Here is a 16,187-nt window from a genome sequence, read left to right as displayed (position 1 = left end):
CGCCGCCGGCTTTCCAGGGCGCCGAGAAAACTCACGACTTGCAGCTCGCCTGTTTTCCTACACGCGAGCGTGACATATTTTTTTACGATACAGGCCATCCGGGCCGTATCCATGCCGTGTTCACGTCCATGTGCAGCGCGCCCGAACCCCCTCATCTCCGCGTCTACAGAGGTTCACGCCATGGCCAGAAAGAAGTCCAAGTACAAACGTGCACGTTTCATGCTGCCGTCGGTCGCGGCAGGTTTGATTCTGCTGTTCATGCAGCAGCAGGCCGGCCTCACGGGCACCGCCTGGCTGGCCGTGGGCCCGGTGCTGCTGTGTGCGGTGCTGTCCTTGTACTGGCTGTGGGCGGACTATGTCTACCCGTGGCCGCCACGCTGAAGAGGCCCGCGATGAAAAAAGACCCCGGCGACGACTCCACCGGCAAGACGGTCGAGACGGTGGCCATCGGCCTCATCGCGGTCGTGGTGACGGTCCTGTTCACCGTTCCCGTCTGGTGAAGACCCCATGTAAAACGCGCGCCGTGCAGAGCAGGGCGCGCGTGGAATAGGGTGTCTGCGAGTGCCACCGAGCCGTCATCCTGAACCGGGGGTTCAGGTGGGCGAGGTCAGAAAGGCATCGGGTTCATCTGACGCGAGATGATCACACCAGCCAGACGATTTTCCAAGCCCGGGCTCATATGAGCATTGGTTCAAGGAAATATAAAGCCCGGCATGCACTGCAGACGCCTCCATTTTAAGCCAGGCTGGCGGGGCCTACAACGGCCGCACTGTATTCTTTCGTCATAAGGCTCGGAGCGTTCATGCCTTGCCCGACAAGGCCGGCGGGATGTGCACGTCAGTTGCGTTGCGCCGGGTCCGCAGAGGGCTCTGCCAGGGCCTGGTCGAGTTTGGTGAGCAGCAGTTCGAGCTGGGGTTCGCGTTCGTCGAAAGCCTGGGAGGGCGAGCGCTGCTGCGGCAAGCCTGGCGCAGAGACCCCTGCGGCCGATGGGGGCGGCGTTGCGGCCATCCAGGTCGCCGACGGGGCGCGAGTCGCCGAGCCGGGCAGGCCCGCCGACAGTCCGGCCGCGGCTTGTGCGGCGGCTGCGGCATCTTCTGCCGCGTGGCGGTCCGTCAGATCGAAAGCCAGGTTCAGCGCGGCCAGAACGGCAATGCGATCGCGTGCGCGGACCTTGCCATGGTCGCGGATGGTGCACATGGCCGAGTCGACTTTCTCGACGGCAATGCGCAGGCGCTCCTCGCCGTCTTCGGGGCAGCCGAGCAGATAGCTCTGGCCCATGATCTGCACTTCGATCTGTTTCATGAATCTGCCTTTTCCGTGTGAGGCTGGGCTGCGGGAGGAAGCCGCTCGATCAGGGCATCGATGCGTGCGCGTGCAGCCCGCAGCCGGGACTGAAGGGAATCGCGTTCGTCGGTGAGTTGCTGGAGTTGCTGCTGCAAATCGCTGTGGTTTTGCTGCAAGGCGTGGTGGCGCGCCAGCAGGCGCTCTACGCGGTCGGTGATCTGCTCGATGTGCGGCGAAGATGTCATGGCGAGGAAATTCTACTGATTGCCGGCTCGGGCGGTTCCTGGATGTGGGGCCGATGGTGTTGCTGAAACCCGAATCGCGGCTAAAGTCGTATTTTGATATGGACTCGAGCCTTCGGTACTGCCGAAGCCCAAGCACTATGGAAAAAGTCGATGCAATCGTGATAGGTGCCGGCGTGGTCGGCCTGGCCGTGGGCCGCGAACTCGCCCGGCGTGGCCTGGAAACCGTGGTCACGGAAGCCCAGGGCACGATCGGCCAGGGGATGAGTTCACGCAACAGCGAGGTCATTCACGCAGGACTCTACTACGCACCCGGTTCGCTCAAGGCGCGCCTGTGCGTGCAGGGCAAGTCCATGCTGTATGCGCTTTGCGAACGGCAGGGCGTGGCACACCGGCGTTGCGGCAAGCTGGTGGTGGCGACCGAGCCGGCGCAACTGGCGGCGCTGCGGACCCTGGCGGGCAAGGCCGAGGCCAACGGCGTGCCGTTCGACATGCTCGATGCCGAGCAGGCCCGGGCCATGGAACCGGAATTGCGCTGCGTGGCCGCGCTGTCGTCGCCGACCACGGGCATTGTCGACAGCCACGGTTTCATGCTGGCGCTGCAGGGCGATCTCGAGCGCGCGGGCGGCAGTCTGGCATTGAGTTCGCCGGTCGACGGCGTCGAGCTGGCGTCGGCGGGCTCGAACCGGGGGCATGTGCTTCGATTGGGCGACTGGACGGTCGAGGCGGGCGTGGTGGTCAACGCCACCGGCCTGCATGCGCCCTTGCTGGCGAGGCAATTCCTCGGGCTGGATCAAGGCGATCTTCCCACGGCATCCTTCGCCAAGGGCAGCTATTACAGTCTGGCGGGGGCGGCGCCCTTCGGTCAGCTCATCTACCCGGCGCCAGTCGATGCATGGCTCGGTGTGCACCTCACGCTCGATCTGGGCGGACAGGCCCGCTTCGGGCCCGATCACGAGTGGCTGGACATCCAGTCGCCCGAGCAGATCGATTACGAGGTCGATCCCGCGCGGTCCGATGTTTTCTACGAAGCGGTTCGCCGTTATTGGCCCGGTCTGGCCGATGGCGCCCTGCAGCCGGCCTACAGCGGGGTGCGCGCAAAGATCCACCGCCCCGGCGAGCCGGCGCCCGATTTCCGCATCGACGGTCCGTCCCGGCATGGCGTGCCGGGCCTCGTGAATCTGTTCGGTGTCGAGTCCCCGGGGCTGACCAGTTCGATGGCGATCGGTGCGTACGTCGCCGACCTGCTGGCGCTTCCGGCACGGTCTGTCACCGAGGTGTAGGACTGCGTCGCGATGTCCGATGGAGGGCTTGCGATTGGTTACAACGCGCTTCTAGAATGGTTGCATCGATCGGCGATCTGCCTTTCTTTATCGAACATCCTTCGATCCTTTTCTTATCACGCTAGCTTCAGGAGAAAACCAATGCCTGCATCCATCAAGAAAGCCCAATCCGTCGCTCGCGCCGAGCTCGAGGATCTGGTTGCCGACCTGCGCGACATTTTGAGCAGCAGCGACACGCTGTCCGCATCGCCTGAAATCAAGGCCATTCGCGAACGCCTGGAAGACAGCCTGCAACGTGCCCGCAATGCCGCCACCGATGCCGCCCACGAGGCCGCCGAGCAGGCTCGCCGCGCTGCGCATGCAGCCGACGACTATGCGCACGACGAACCCTGGCGCGTGGCCGGCACGGCACTGGCCGTCGGCGCCGTGCTGGGCTTCCTGCTGGGCCGCCGTTAAGGCGTTCCCGGGTGCGCCACGAGGCGTGGCGTGCCGATGATCTGCCGTTCGCCCTGAGGGCTGCGGCCATGCCTGGTGGCGAACAGCATGCGGACTCGTTCCGCGGGGGCTGGCCAGCCAGGCTTTTTGTTTCACGAGTCAGCACATACCGCAGTTGGGGGGCTTCATGCTGGAACGACTCTATTCTTTGTTGGGCCTGGAGCTCTGGGTCAACCGTGCCCGGCACGCGGCAGCGGAAGGGGCGGTGGCGGTCGAAGACCGCTGGCTGCTGGCCCGCATCGAGTGGGCCGAGGAAAAACGGCGCATGCTCAAGCTGGTGCTGCTGACCATCGCCGCGCTGGCCCTGACCATCGTGGCGCTGGTCGTCCTGTCCTTCGCGGTGATGGCCTCGTACTGGGATACGCCGCATCGTGCCACGGCCGTCTGGGTGGTGGCCGGCATCTGGCTCGTCGGCTGGGCGGCAGCGCTCTACACCCTCATATCCACCGCGCGCGCCAGTGGCCAGGCGTTCCAGGGCACGCGTGACGAGCTGGCCCGAGACTGGGCCACGTTGAAGGAGAAGCTGTGAGCGATCTAGGCGAAAACATCCAGCATACGGCGCAGAAAGCCCGCGAAGCGGCCGAACTGGCCCGCAAGGCCACGCGCACCGAAAAAGAGGCGGTGATCGACCGCATCCGTGCGCGTCGCGATCGGCTCAGTCACGTGAAGGCGATTGCAGATGCCGAGACGGCATTGGCCGATCTCGATCGGCGCACCGCCCGTGAAGGGGCCGCGCGTGATCCGCTGGCGCCGGTCGAACCGCGGGTGCTGCCGCGTCGCGACCGCGCCGTCGGCATCTCCGACGAATTTCCGCGCAGCGCGACGCTGAAACTGGCTCTGCAGCATCCGGCAGTGCTGGCCCTGGGCGTCGGCCTGGTATGGAAACTGGGACCGGCCAAGCTGCTGGTGGTGGGCCGGCTGCTGCTGCCGCTGTTGCGCAAGCCCTGACCCCCGTGCCCTGGATCGCATGCGAGTCCCGGTTGCCGGGCACGCATGCGTTTCCGAACCTGCCCGAAGGCCGGCCCGGCGATCGACCCGCCGGCCGCCTTTTTTTTTGTAGGCCCTCAGGCCTTGCCGGCCAGGTGGTCGCGAATGGCGATCGCGCTGTCGCGGACCAGGCTGGGGCCGTTGTAGATCAGGCCCGTGTAGATCTGGACGACGTCGGCACCGGCATCGATCTTCGACACGGCGTCCTGAGCACTCAGGATGCCACCCACACCGATGATGGGGAAACCGGGACCCAGACCGGCGCGCAGCTTGCGAACCACGGCATTGCTGGCTTCGAGCACGGGGGCACCGCTCAGGCCGCCGGCTTCGTCGGCGTGGGGCAGACCTTGCACCGCAGCGCGGCTGAGCGTGGTGTTGGTGGCGATCACGCCCCAGGCCTGATTCGGTTGCCCCGCGGCATCGCTGCCATAGCGGCGCAGCGTCTGCACGATGACACTCAGTTGTTCGTCGTCGACGTCGGGTGCGATTTTCACGAACAGCGGCACGCTGCGGCGATGCAGAACGGTCAGTTGCTCGCGGGCTTCGGAAAGCTGACCGAGCAAGGCATCGAGCGCCGCATCGCTCTGCAGGTCGCGCAGGTTCTTGGTGTTGGGCGAACTGATGTTGATGGTCACGTAGTCGGCATGCGCATACACGCCACGCAGGCCCTTGACGTAATCCTCGTTGGCCTGCTCGATGGGCGTGGCCGCGTTCTTGCCGATGTTCAGTCCCAGCACCCGGCCCTGCTTGCGAAAGCGGGCCCGCTGCACGTTGTCGACGAAGGCCTGCAGACCGTCGTTGTTGAAGCCGAGCCGGTTGATCAGCGCGTGGCGCTCGGGAATGCGGAACATGCGCGGCTTGGCGTTGCCGGGTTGCGGCAGCGGCGTGACGGTGCCCACCTCGACGAAACCGAAGCCCATCGCGCCCAGCGCATCGATGCAGCGGGCATTCTTGTCCAGTCCGGCAGCCAGGCCGACCCGGTTCGGAAACTTGACGCCGGCGACCGTCACCGGATCGTTGACCAGGGGCGTGCTGTAGAGGCAGGCCAGGGGGGTGTTCTGCAGGCGTTGCAGCGAATCCAGCGTGATGTCGTGGGCCTTTTCCGCGTCGAGGTTGAACAGGACGGCTCTTGCGAGGGAATAGGGCAGCATGGGCATGGGAAAATCGGGGGAAGCTCCAGGGCTCGATGGCGGCATCCTTGAACGGGCCGCCAACCGTGTCCTGGCACAGTGTTGAATGAAATTTGCAGGATTGTCTCAAATATGACGCAAGACGAGTTGAAGACCTTGGTGGGCCAGGCTGCGCTGCAGTATGTGGTGCCCGGAGAGATCGTGGGCGTGGGTACGGGTTCGACGGTGAACAAGTTCATCGACGCCCTGGCCGGCATGAAGGATCGGATCCGCGGTGCGGTCAGCAGCTCGCTGGCCAGTACCGAGCGCCTGCAGGCCCTGGGCATTCCGGTGTTCGACGCCAACGAGGTGGAGCGGCTGGCGGTCTACATCGATGGCGCCGACGAGATCGATCGCAGCGGCCATATGGTCAAGGGCGGCGGGGCGGCCCTGACGCGCGAGAAGATCGTGGCCTCGTTGTCGGCCCGTTTTGTCTGCATCGCCGACGAGTCCAAGCTGGTCGATGTGCTGGGCGGCTTTCCGCTGCCGGTCGAGGTGATCCCCATGGCGGCCAGCGCCATCGCCCGCCACTTTCAGGCCATCGGTGGCGCGGCCACGCTGCGGCTGAAGGACGGCCAGCCTCTGGTCACCGACAACGGTCAGCACATCCTCGATGTGCGCGGTCTCAAGATCGCCGACCCGGTCAAGTTCGAAGCCGAGGTCAGTCAGTGGCCCGGTGTGGTGACCGTGGGCGTCTTCGCTTTTCAAAAGGCCCAGGTCTGCCTGCTGGGCACATCGACCGGCGTGCAGACGCTGGACTTCACCGCCGTGCAGTGAAGCGGTGGGCCCCCGGCATCGGCCCGCAGGGGCTGGCCGGGGCTCGGTGTCAGTTCGGCGTCGACGTGTCGTCGGCGGCACCGGCAGTCTTCTTGTCCTCGCGGCCGATCTTGAAACGATCCTTGAGCGTGAGCACGCGTGTGACCGCTGCGCCCATGCCCATGAGCTTCATGGCGGTCTCGGGCTGCAGGCGCTGAACGTCGTCGAACCACGTCAGCAGGCGGTCGATGAGCTCGTGCATCTCGCGCATGCGGGCCTGGGCGTGCTCTTCCTTGGGGTTGCTGGGTTTTTCGAGCAGCGCACTGCGCAGCAGCGACAGCGTCGGCTCGATTTCACGGCGGCGGCGTTCTTCGGCCAGCACACGGAATATTTCCCAGACGTCTTCGGGCGCCTGGAAGTACTCGCGCCGGTCGCCCGGCAGGTGGCGCATCTGGACCAGGCGCCACGCCTGCAGTTCCTTGAGGCCCATGCTCACGTTGGAGCGCGAAAAACCCAATGTCTGGGCGATGTCGTCCGCGTTGAGCGGCTCGTCCGAGAGATAGAGCAGCGCATAGATCTGGCCCACCGTGCGGCTGATGCCCCAACGGCTGCCCATCTCGCCGAAGTGGGACACGAATTGAAGGGAGAGAGGTGGCAATTGCATGATGTTGGGCGAGGAAGCGGTAGCGGGCACGGTGTTCTGAGGATTCCAGTTAGTTCTGAAAGTCTAGCTTTTTATGGGACGACTGTGTGGGGGTGGGGTCATTCAAGTCGCTTGCGCAGCGGCAGGGGCGAGACTGTACCCTAATTGAAACTGTTGTTTTGTACAGTATCATGGGGGATGGACAAACGTTCTCCTTCCCCGTTGCCCCGCCAGATGGATGGGGACGCCGGTGCCCGTCGGGTCGTGGCGGATGCCGATGCGGCGCAGCCGCTGCAGATCGCGATTCCGGTGACGGCGATCAAGGGGAGGGGCGCCGCCTCGCGGCTGGCCCATCGTTTCGAGTCGACCCTGCGCGAGCGTTTCGACGATGGCTGGAGCGGCGGCCAGGCCCATCCAACTGCGCCCGCAGCGGGGATTGGCGTCGAGGCGGCCGTTGCCGCCGACGGCACCTGTCGCATCGCCGAAGGCATGTCCGAACCCGACAGGCCGCCGCAGACCGAGGTGATCTGGGAAGATGCGCGCTCGGTGCTCACCCGCAACGATTCCCCCGATCTGCCGCTCGAGGTGTCGCTCAATCCGTATCGCGGCTGCGAGCACGGGTGCATCTATTGCTACGCCAGGCCCACGCACAGCTACCTGGGGTTTTCGCCCGGGCTCGACTTCGAGACCCGCATCGTTGCCAAGCGCAACGTGGTGGCCGTGCTGCAAAACGAATTGTCTGCGCCGGGCTACGAGCCGGTGCCGATCGCCTTGGGCAGTGCCACGGATGCCTATCAGCCGGTTGAACGCCAACTCCGGCTCACGCGCGGCGTGCTCGAGGTGTTGCATGCGACCCGGCATCCGTTCGGACTGGTGACCAAGTCCAGCCTGGTCGAACGCGATCTCGATGTCCTGGCGGCCATGGCCCGAGACCGGCTGGTCCGTGTCTACGTGACGATCACCACGCTCGACGGCGAACTGGCGCGCAAGCTCGAGCCGCGGGCCGCCTCGCCCCTGCGGCGGCTGGCGACCGTGCGCAGGCTGGCCGAAGCCGGCGTGCCGGTCGGTGTGAGTCTCGCGCCACAGATCCCCTTCGTGAACGAGGACATGGAACAGGTCATGCAGGCGGCCTGGGAGGCCGGTGCCCGCAGTGCCTTCTATGTGGTGCTTCGCCTGCCCTGGGAGCTGAGCCCCTTGTTTCGCGAGTGGCTGCAGGTTCACTATCCCGATCGTGTGCAACGGGTGATGGGACGGGTGCGCGAGCTCCATGGCGGGCGTGACTACCGCGCGCAGTTCGGGGATCGCATGCGGGGGCAGGGCCCCTGGGCGGATTTGCTGCGCAGCCGATTCCAGGTCGCTGCCCGGCGTCTGGGCTACAACCAGGATCGCGAGCCGCTTGAACGGGGCTTGTTCCGACCCGGGGCCGCGTTTGGGCAAGAAAGTCTGTTTTGAGTGCGGGGTGCCGCGACGGCTTTCCGCATTCGACGTTCCGGCGTGTTGTCTCGCCGGGCCGCCGACCGGGAGATCTCTTTTATATTCAAACGTGATTAACAAATCAAAATAAAGTCGTTGAATGGCATGAAGGGAGGCCGGACAATGCTGCTTATTCGAAAAACGTTTTCGAATGCCATCTTTAATGACTAAAAACAGCTAGGCCCAGGGCCGGTTGCCAGAGGAGTGTTGAATATGTTCAAGAAGTTGCTGGTCGCAGCGGGTGCTGCTTCCCTTCTCGTCACGGGGCAAGTCGCCTGGGCTCAAAGCCAGCCCAACATCCTCAACGCCTCTTACGACGTGGCGCGCGAGCTGTTTGCCGCCATCAATCCCAAGTTCGTCGACTACTGGAAAAAGCAGGGCGGCGAAGAGCCCAAGATCGACCAGTCCTTCGCCGGCACCTCGCGTCAGGCGCAGGACATCATCCAGGGCAAGAAGGTCGATACGGTCACCTTCAACCAAGTGACCGACGTGGACATCCTGGCCAAGCGCGGCCTGGTGAACAAGGATTGGGCCAAGGCTTTCCCCAACAACGCGTCGCCGTACTACAGCACCATCGCGTTCCTGGTCCGCAAGGGCAACCCCAAGAACATCAAGACCTGGGACGACCTGGTTCGTGACGATGTGAAGCTGGTGTTCCCCAACCCCAAGACCTCGGGCAATGCGCGCTACAGCTACCTGGGTGCTTGGCTGTATGCCAACGAGAAGTTCAAGGGCGACGAGGCCCAGACCAAGGCATTCGTGGGCAAGCTGCTGCACAACGTCGAGAGTTTCCCCACCGGCGGCCGCGGTGCAACGGTGGCCTTCGCGACCAACGGCCAGGGCGACGCGCTCCTGACGTTCGAGTCCGAAGTGGTGAACATCGCCAAGAGCGACGAGTTCAAGGCCGGTGGTTTCGAGGTGATCGTGCCTCCCGTGAGCGTGCTGGCCGAGTTCCCGGTGGCGGTGGTCGACAAGGTGGTCGACGAACGCGGCACCCGCAAGCTGGCGACCGAGTACCTGAAGTTCCAGTACACGAAGGACATCCAGCAACTGCTGACCACCTTCAACTACCGTGTGCACGATCCCGAAGTGGTCAAGGCGACGGCCAGCCAGTTCGCCACCGTGCGCCTGATCGATCCCACCAAGGTGCTGGGCACGTGGGACGACATCTCGGGCAAACATTTCGGCTCCAACGGCGTGCTCGACCAACTGCTGGCAGCCAAGCCCTGATGAACCGGCCCGGCGGCGTGCCGTTTCGGTGCCACCGGGTCCGTGCTTGAATGGCCCGTCGGACGGGCGAGTGTCTCTCCAGACCGGCGTTGCGGCTCCCGAGCGGGCCGCAACGCCGTTTGTGCGTCTGCCTGAAGGCGGGGCGCGAGAAGCATGGGTGTGCCCGGCCGGTGGATCGGTGCGGAGGATGCGTTGTGTTCTGCATACCGTTTCCCGGCCATGCGCGGTCCCGAGGATGCGGCTCGTTACACTACGCGTTTCGTCCGGGCCAGGGCGGTTGCCGCCTGCGCACGCGCCCGTACTTTTGTTGTTGCCCATGCCGTCCCGCCCGGGCCGGCTTCTCCACTGATCGACTGTGACTTCAGCTTCGACCGTTCCAGAACCGACCCGCCCGCCGATGGCCCGGCGTCGATCCCTGTTTTTCAAGCAGACCCCGACGCTGCCCGGCTTCGGGCTGAGCTTCGGCGTGAGCACGCTTTATCTGGCGCTCATCATCCTGCTGCCGGTGTCGGCTCTGTTCATCTACGTGAGCGACATGAGCTGGGCACAGTACTGGCAGGCGATCACCGATCGGCGTGTGGTGAGCAGTTATGTCGTGACGTTGCAAGGCGCGCTGTTCTCGACGCTGATCGCCAGCGCGATCGGGCTGCTGCTGGCCTGGATCATCACGCGCTACGAGTTTCCCGGCCGCCGGCTGCTCGACGCGCTGGTCGACCTGCCGTTCGCGCTGCCCACTGCAGTGGCCGGACTGACGCTGTCCGTGCTGCTGGTGCCGGGCGGCTGGATCGGTCAGTTCTTCACGCCGGAATGGCTGGGGCGGTTTTTGCCGGAAGGCTTCAAGATCGCCTATGCGTTCCCGGGTCTGCTGGTGGCGATGACGTTCACCAGCCTGCCTTTTGTGGTGCGTACCGTGCAGCCGGTGCTGCAAGACCTGGGTGCCGATCTCGAAGAGGCCGCCGACACGCTGGGGGCGACCCGGGCGCAGACGTTTTTCCGTGTGGTCTTGCCGATGCTGGTGCCTGCGCTGGTGACGGGGGCTTCGCAGGCCTTCATCCGCAGCCTGGGCGAGTTCGGTGCGGTGATCATGATCGCGGGCAACATTCCGTTCAAGACCGAAGTGTCGTCGCTGATGATCTTTGTCCGGCTGCAGGAGTACGAATATTCGGCCGCCGCCGCGATCGCCTCGGTCATCCTGATGGCATCGCTGACGTTGCTGTTTGCGCTGCAACTGGTGCAAGCGCGGTTTTTCAGCTGGCAAGGCAGGGGGCGCTGAGATGAACAAGAAACCACAAGGCTGGCACCAATGGGCGCTGATCGGCCTGGGCCTGGCCTGCGCCGGACTGCTGCTGATCGTGCCCTTGGCGCTGATCTTCACGCAGGCCCTGAGCGGCGGCTGGAAGCTGCTGCTGAGCAACCTGCAGGCCGATTTCATGCTGCATGCCATCGGGCTGACGATGCTGGCTGCGGTGATTTCCGTGCCGGTCAATCTGTGCTTCGGCATTCTGCTGGCCTGGTGCCTGACGCATTACGATTTCCACGGCCGCAAGTTGCTGGCGACGCTGGTCGATATTCCGTTTGCCACGTCGCCGGTGGTGGCCGGGCTGTGCTACCTGGTGGTGTACGGCGTGGAAGGACTGGTCGGGCGTCATCTGGCCGCGCACGACGTGCAGATCATTTTTGCCTGGCCCGGCATCGTGCTGGTGACGATCTTCGTGACGTCGCCTTATGTCGCACGTATTCTGATGCCGCTGATGCAGGCGCAGGGCAGCGAGGAAGAACACGCGGCGCTGACGCTGGGTGCAAACGGCTGGCAGATTTTCCGGCGCGTGACCCTGCCCAACATCAAATGGGCGCTGCTGTACGGCGTGGTGGTGACCAATGCCCGGGCCGTGGGCGAGTTCGGTGCCGTTGCCGTGGTTTCGGGCACGATCATGAACCAGACCCTGACCCTGCCCTTGCTGGTCGAGCAGCTCAACAACGATTACAAGACGGCGGCCGCTTTCACCGCGGCATCGCTGCTGGCCTGCATGGCTCTGCTGACGCTGTTCCTGAAGACCTTCATGGAATGGCGGCAACGCCGTCGCGATGCGGCACAGGTGATGCTGTCGGCGCCGCACTGAGCCCCCGGGCTGTCGGCTTGCACCGATGCCTGCCGCCGTGGCGCGACAGCGGGCCGGGCGGCTCGGCGGCGTGCACGCGTCACGCCGGCCGAAGGCCTCAGCCACCCATCAGCATGCCGACGGGCTGGACCAGCGTGCGCAGCAAGGCGCGGTTCACGTCGCCCGTGAGCAGGCCGTGGCGCTGCGTGATGGCCTCGATGCGCGAGAGGTCGAGCGTGCCGAGCGCGCGTGCGGTTTCGAGCGCGGCGTAATAAGGGCCATCCTTCGACAGCAGGGCCGAGTCGATGCGATCGGACAGCGGCAGGCGCGCCAGCACACCGGACATCGGCTGGCCGAGCATCACGTCGATGTCCGAGAACAAACCGCACAATTGCAGTTCACGGCGCAACTCCTGTTCGCCACCCGCGTCGAGCAGCTGTTTCATCAGGCGTGCACGAAGCGCGACGTCGGCCATGGTCGGACGCAGCATGGGGTCGACGCTGGCGTGCGGCAGTTGGTTGGTCAACCACTCCGTCAAGGCGTTGTGGCCGATGATCATGACCGCCCGGTGTATGGTGCCCACCCCGTCGCGCAGGTTCAGAGCGGCCGAGTTCGCGTGTGTGAGCAATCTCAGGCTGAGCAACGGATCCTGGGTGATGCCGTAGGCGAGGGCTTCGATCGGGACTTCGTCGTGCAGTGCCTGCAAGGCCAGCTCGACGCTGCGGCGCATCGGCTGCAGGGTGCGGTGCTGACTGGTTTTCAGAATGTCCAGCGTGGGCCAGCCCGCCAGGGCCCAGGTTTGAGGCCCGTGCAGCAACTGCTCGGCTTTGGCGCGCAGGGTCACGCCGCCGTAGAGCGAGCGGCCGCCGGGAGCGTCATCGTCGCCTGCCGGCCCTGGGGCGGAGGGTGAGGCGATGGGCAGCGGATCGTGCTTGTCGTGTTCGGTCAGGCGATAGAACGTTCGCCACATGTGGCTGGCGACCGCAGCGGGGGGCTCCTGCCCTGCCGGCGTCGAGGCGACCAGCCGCAAGCCACGATCGTGGGCCGCGGCGAGCAGCGTTGCACCGTGGTCCGAAGCCCATACTTTCTGGGGCACGATCAGCTCCAGAAGCTGATCGGCAGGGGGCGCGACGGCTTGCTCGAGCACAAGCGACAGCAGTGCGGGGGAGTCGATGTCCAGCAGGACGGGCAGGCTGCAGCCGTCGAGTTGCTGCGCCAGATGACGCAGGAGATGTTCTCCGCCCGGCAGGGAGGCATGCGAGGGCAGACCGGCCCGCGGCTTGAGCGCGAGCAGCCAGCCGACTCGTTCGCCCTCGGCATTCCACAGCGATTGATGGCCCAGGGCGACGCTATCTAGCATGGTGTAGCTTTCAGCTGATGTAATTGAACAACGAGAGTTGCTGCACCTTGGCATAGGACTGCAGTGCTGCGGTGTACATGGTTTTCTGCGTATCCACGTTCGATACGGCGGCAATGATGTCGAGGTCTTCGGCGGCTGCGCGCGTGGCGTCGAGCTGGGCGCTTCGATCGGACTGGTTGCTGCCGATGTTGTCGGCGCGATTGAGCAACTGGCCGGTGAAGCTGCGGGCGCTGGAAATTCGGTTGGCGGCCAGGTCCAGCTCGCTGAGCGCCGTGGCGATGCCCTGGGTCAGCTTGGCCCCGCTGTCGTTGCGGATGCTGGCGATGGCACGGTCGAGCACGTCGAACACGCTGTTGCGCTCGCTGGGCGCGACGACCAGGGCCGCATCCTGCCCCGGTGTACCGGAGACCTTGATCTGCAGACCGTCGAAGGCGATGGTGCCGCCCGTGGTGTAAGGCTGGGCGGCCTGCAGCGTGGTGTGGGTCGTCGTGTCGACGACGGTGTAGGTGGTCGCGCCATTGGCCGTGGCAAAGCTGATGCGGTAACCATGGCCGGTCACGGCCGAGGGGTCGGCGACCGCGCCGGCGTCGCTCGAGACGCTGGCCGGCGATCCTTGCGTGGCGACGGTGAAGGTCCCGTTGCCGCTGGGTGTGTTCATCCAGGTGACGAAACCGTCGAGCGACGACGGCAGGCCCACATCGGTGCTGGCGACCTGGCCGGCGATGCCGTTGTAGACCACCTTGCCGGCCAGCTCGGCAAACGGCACGCCTTTCGAGCCCAGTCCGCCGAAGAGGGGATGGCCATTGCTGTCGGTCTGGTTCGCCCGTGACAACAACTGGTCGCGCAGGGATTGAAGCTCCTGCGCGAGGCTGGTCCTGTCGTCGCTGGAGAAGGCGGGATTGCCGGCGCCGATGATCTGCGAGCGAAAACTCTGCATGAGCGTGACGGCATCGCCCAACGTGGATTCGGTCGTGGTGAGTGCGGCGGTCTGGGCGGTCAGTGCGCGCTGCTCGACTTCGATGCGGTCCATGCGCGTGCGCGCTCGCTCGGCCTGCAATGCGGCCAGGGGATCGTCGCTGGGGCGAAGAACCCGCTTCTGGGCGGAGATCTGTTCCTGCAGGCGGGCCAGATTCTGCTGGCTTTGAGCCAGGCTGGTCAACGTTGTCTCGTACTGGGAAGTGGTGGCAACACGTGGGGTGAGCAGGCTGGTCATGGAGGTCTCCGTGCGGTGTCGGGTACGGTGCAGGGCTTCAGCGGCCCAGGTTCTGAATCAGGGTGTCGAAGACGGTGTTGGCCATCTGGATGATCTTGGCCGAGGCTTGGTAAGCCTGCTGGTATTGCAGCAGCCTGGATGCCTCTTCGTCGAGGTTCACGCCCGAAAGCGAGGCCTTGCTCGCGGTCGCGTTCCGGGCCGTGGCGGCCGAGACCTCGGCGGCCGAGGTCGCGCCTTGGACCCTCACGCCGACCTGGGAGAGGATGTCGGAATAGCCGTCGGCCACGCTGACGCCGTCGAACAGGGGCGCATCGCGCAGGTTCATCAGTGCCGAGGCGTTGGCCGCGTCGCCGGCCACTCTGCCGGGAGGCATGGGCGCCACCGTGACGGTATCGCCTGCCTTGGGCGTGCCTTGCAGTGTCAGGCTCCAGCCGTTGTAGCTGATCGGCTGGCCGGCGGTGTAGCTCACACCGGTTGCGGCAGGCACGACACCTGCGACGTCGAAGGTGCCGTTGGCGTTGAAGGTCAGCGTGACGGTGTCGCCCTGCTGCGCGTGGCTGCTTGCCGCGCCGATGGACTGGATGCCGAGGCTGCCGGCGTTGGCTGTTCCGGCCTGGGCCTGCACGGGGCTGGACGTCGCCAGGTCGTTGCCGGAGGCGATGGCCATGTCCATGCCGGCCGCGCCTGCGGCATAGGGCCGGAGCAGAAAACGATCGCCGGCGGCCGGCGTGCCGCTGGAGAGGCCGACGCGCAGGCCGTCGAACGACAGGCTGGTGGCGCCTGCCGGCGCCGTGGAGATCCGGCCGTCGCTCACCCGCTTGATGGCGAAGCTGCCGTCGGCCAGCACGTCGATTTCGTAGTCCGAGGCTTTCAGCGCCGATGTGTCGCCGACCTGGGCGGCCAGCACGGCAGTGCCCGTGTTGGTGGCTGCCGGCTGTGCAGCGGGCAGGGTCTGTGCCGCAAAGAAATCGCCGCCGGACTCGCCGCTGGCGGTCAGGCCCAGCCGATGCTGGCTGTTGACGGCGGCCGTCACGCCGACCGCCATGCGGCCCAGTGCGTTGCGGGCATCGACCAGGTCGACGTTGTTGAAGCGCAGCAGACCGGCGACCGAGCCGCCGGTGAGGTTGTTTTCGTCCAGCGTGGTGGCGCTGCCACCGTACGCGATGGACAACTGCAGCCTTCCGCTGTCGCCGAAGGTGTCGGTACCCAGGGTGAGCTCTCCCTTCGACGTGCCCAGCACCAGCGGCTGGTTGGCGACATAGACATTGAGCGTGCCGTTGTCGCTGGCCAGCGTGCTGACCTTGACGTAGCCGCTGAGCTGCTGCACCAGTTGGTCACGGGTGTCGAGCAGTTCGTTGGGCGCCTGCGCAGCACCTTGCGAGCGGGCGATCTGGGTGTTGACTTCCGCGATGCGCTGGGCGAGTCCGTTGATGGCCGAGAGGCTGGTGGCGACTTCCTGGCGCGCACCCGAGGCCAGTTCGGCGAGCTGACCCGCAGAGTGCCGCATGCGAGCCGCGTACTCGTTGCCCTGCGCCACGACGATGCTTTTGGTGCTGAGATCCGACGGCGTGGTCACGATGTCGGAAAAGCCGTTGAGCAGCTTGTTGAGGGCGGTGCCGACGCTCGCGGCGCCGGTGGGGAAGACCGTCTCGAGCTGCTGCAGGTACTGCAGCCGCGAAGTGTCCATGGCCGCCAGCGAACCGGTCTGCGAAACCTGGCGGGTCAGGAATTCGCTGTAGTTGCGTTTGATCTCGGATACCGATACACCACCGCCGATGTAACCGCTGTCCGTGCTGTTTCCGGTCTGGGTCTGCATGACCGCCGTCTGTCGCGAGTAGCCGGCCACGCCGGCATTGGCGATGTTGTTGCCCGTGGTCTGCAGGGCCGACATGTTGGCCAGAAGGGCACTTGTTCCGATGTTCAGCAGGCTGGTCATGATGGTGTTCTCTGTCT

At 65.4% G+C, this 16,187-nt stretch carries 17 protein-coding genes; 10 read left to right on the top strand and 7 right to left on the bottom strand.

Annotated features, from left to right (window positions below; genetic code table 11):
* The first annotated feature begins 180 nt into the window (after positions 1-180).
* Entirely contained in the window at positions 181-381 is a 201-nt protein-coding gene (locus EC845_RS05390; protein ID WP_123296142.1) for a hypothetical protein, read from the top strand.
* A 456-nt stretch (positions 382-837) separates the two neighbouring features.
* Here the strand turns inward: EC845_RS05390 and EC845_RS05385 are convergent, their stop codons facing one another.
* Both EC845_RS05385 and EC845_RS05380 read right to left on the bottom strand, forming a co-directional pair.
* The gene (locus EC845_RS05385; RefSeq protein ID WP_123296141.1) at positions 838-1,302 is read right to left on the bottom strand and encodes a cell division protein ZapA; all 465 of its coding nucleotides are present in this window, start codon (positions 1,300-1,302) and stop codon (positions 838-840) included.
* Positions 1,299-1,529 carry a DUF904 domain-containing protein gene (locus EC845_RS05380; protein WP_123296140.1) on the bottom strand — a complete coding sequence of 77 codons (231 nt, stop codon included), beginning with the start codon at positions 1,527-1,529 and terminating at the stop codon, positions 1,299-1,301. The genes EC845_RS05385 and EC845_RS05380 overlap by 4 nt, the downstream gene beginning before the upstream one ends.
* 137 nt (positions 1,530-1,666) lie before the next feature.
* On the opposite strand from EC845_RS05380, the gene EC845_RS05375 reads away from it, so the two are divergent.
* The 4 genes from EC845_RS05375 (at position 1,667) to EC845_RS05360 (ending at position 4,252) form a co-directional block, all read left to right on the top strand.
* Positions 1,667-2,809 (top strand): NAD(P)/FAD-dependent oxidoreductase, encoded by a 1,143-nt coding sequence (locus EC845_RS05375; RefSeq protein ID WP_123296139.1) that lies wholly within the window; start codon positions 1,667-1,669, stop codon positions 2,807-2,809.
* A gap of 141 nt (positions 2,810-2,950) precedes the next feature.
* The gene (locus EC845_RS05370) at positions 2,951-3,265 is read left to right on the top strand and encodes a DUF883 family protein (protein ID WP_123296138.1); all 315 of its coding nucleotides are present in this window, start codon (positions 2,951-2,953) and stop codon (positions 3,263-3,265) included.
* Between the two features lie 166 nt (positions 3,266-3,431).
* Positions 3,432-3,833, top strand: a complete 402-nt coding sequence (locus EC845_RS05365; RefSeq protein WP_123296137.1) for a phage holin family protein — start codon at positions 3,432-3,434, stop codon at positions 3,831-3,833.
* On the top strand, positions 3,830-4,252 hold the full coding sequence (locus EC845_RS05360) for a hypothetical protein (RefSeq protein WP_123296136.1): 423 nt from the start codon (positions 3,830-3,832) through the stop codon (positions 4,250-4,252). The genes EC845_RS05365 and EC845_RS05360 overlap by 4 nt, the downstream gene beginning before the upstream one ends.
* 116 nt (positions 4,253-4,368) lie before the next feature.
* Here the strand turns inward: EC845_RS05360 and EC845_RS05355 are convergent, their stop codons facing one another.
* Entirely contained in the window at positions 4,369-5,448 is a 1,080-nt protein-coding gene (locus EC845_RS05355; protein ID WP_123296135.1) for a quinone-dependent dihydroorotate dehydrogenase, read from the bottom strand.
* 105 nt (positions 5,449-5,553) lie between these two features.
* Here EC845_RS05355 and rpiA point away from each other — a divergent pair, with 105 nt between their 5' ends.
* Complete coding sequence (rpiA, locus tag EC845_RS05350; protein WP_123296134.1) at positions 5,554-6,237, top strand: ribose-5-phosphate isomerase RpiA; 684 nt, start codon at positions 5,554-5,556, stop codon at positions 6,235-6,237.
* A 49-nt stretch (positions 6,238-6,286) separates the two neighbouring features.
* Here rpiA and EC845_RS05345 read toward each other — a convergent pair whose 3' ends face one another.
* Complete coding sequence (locus tag EC845_RS05345; RefSeq protein WP_123296378.1) at positions 6,287-6,880, bottom strand: GbsR/MarR family transcriptional regulator; 594 nt, start codon at positions 6,878-6,880, stop codon at positions 6,287-6,289.
* A gap of 213 nt (positions 6,881-7,093) precedes the next feature.
* On the opposite strand from EC845_RS05345, the gene EC845_RS05340 reads away from it, so the two are divergent.
* The 4 genes from EC845_RS05340 (at position 7,094) to cysW (ending at position 11,682) form a co-directional block, all read left to right on the top strand.
* Positions 7,094-8,311: a PA0069 family radical SAM protein gene (locus tag EC845_RS05340; RefSeq protein ID WP_123296377.1), complete on the top strand. Its 1,218-nt coding sequence runs from the start codon at positions 7,094-7,096 to the stop codon at positions 8,309-8,311.
* A 234-nt stretch (positions 8,312-8,545) separates the two neighbouring features.
* On the top strand, positions 8,546-9,562 hold the full coding sequence (gene cysP, locus EC845_RS05335; protein WP_123296133.1) for a thiosulfate ABC transporter substrate-binding protein CysP: 1,017 nt from the start codon (positions 8,546-8,548) through the stop codon (positions 9,560-9,562).
* A 397-nt stretch (positions 9,563-9,959) separates the two neighbouring features.
* Entirely contained in the window at positions 9,960-10,835 is an 876-nt protein-coding gene (gene cysT, locus EC845_RS05330; RefSeq protein WP_123296132.1) for a sulfate ABC transporter permease subunit CysT, read from the top strand.
* Position 10,836: 1 nt separating this feature from the next.
* Positions 10,837-11,682 carry a sulfate ABC transporter permease subunit CysW gene (gene cysW / locus EC845_RS05325; RefSeq protein WP_123296131.1) on the top strand — a complete coding sequence of 282 codons (846 nt, stop codon included), beginning with the start codon at positions 10,837-10,839 and terminating at the stop codon, positions 11,680-11,682.
* A 97-nt stretch (positions 11,683-11,779) separates the two neighbouring features.
* Here cysW and EC845_RS05320 read toward each other — a convergent pair whose 3' ends face one another.
* The 3 genes from EC845_RS05320 to flgK are packed head-to-tail and all read right to left on the bottom strand — an operon-like array spanning position 11,780 to position 16,170.
* Positions 11,780-13,021 carry an HDOD domain-containing protein gene (locus EC845_RS05320; RefSeq protein ID WP_158615625.1) on the bottom strand — a complete coding sequence of 414 codons (1,242 nt, stop codon included), beginning with the start codon at positions 13,019-13,021 and terminating at the stop codon, positions 11,780-11,782.
* 10 nt (positions 13,022-13,031) lie between these two features.
* On the bottom strand, positions 13,032-14,234 hold the full coding sequence (flgL, locus tag EC845_RS05315) for a flagellar hook-associated protein FlgL (protein WP_123296129.1): 1,203 nt from the start codon (positions 14,232-14,234) through the stop codon (positions 13,032-13,034).
* Between the two features lie 37 nt (positions 14,235-14,271).
* Positions 14,272-16,170, bottom strand: coding sequence for a flagellar hook-associated protein FlgK (flgK, locus tag EC845_RS05310; protein WP_123296128.1), 1,899 nt, complete (start codon positions 16,168-16,170; stop codon positions 14,272-14,274).
* Positions 16,171-16,187: the final 17 nt, after the last annotated feature.

Origin of the sequence: Comamonas sp. BIGb0124 (assembly GCF_003752175.1) — a bacterium.
GTDB lineage: Bacteria > Pseudomonadota > Gammaproteobacteria > Burkholderiales > Burkholderiaceae_C > Comamonas_F.
This window is presented reverse-complemented; position numbering and strand designations above follow the sequence as displayed.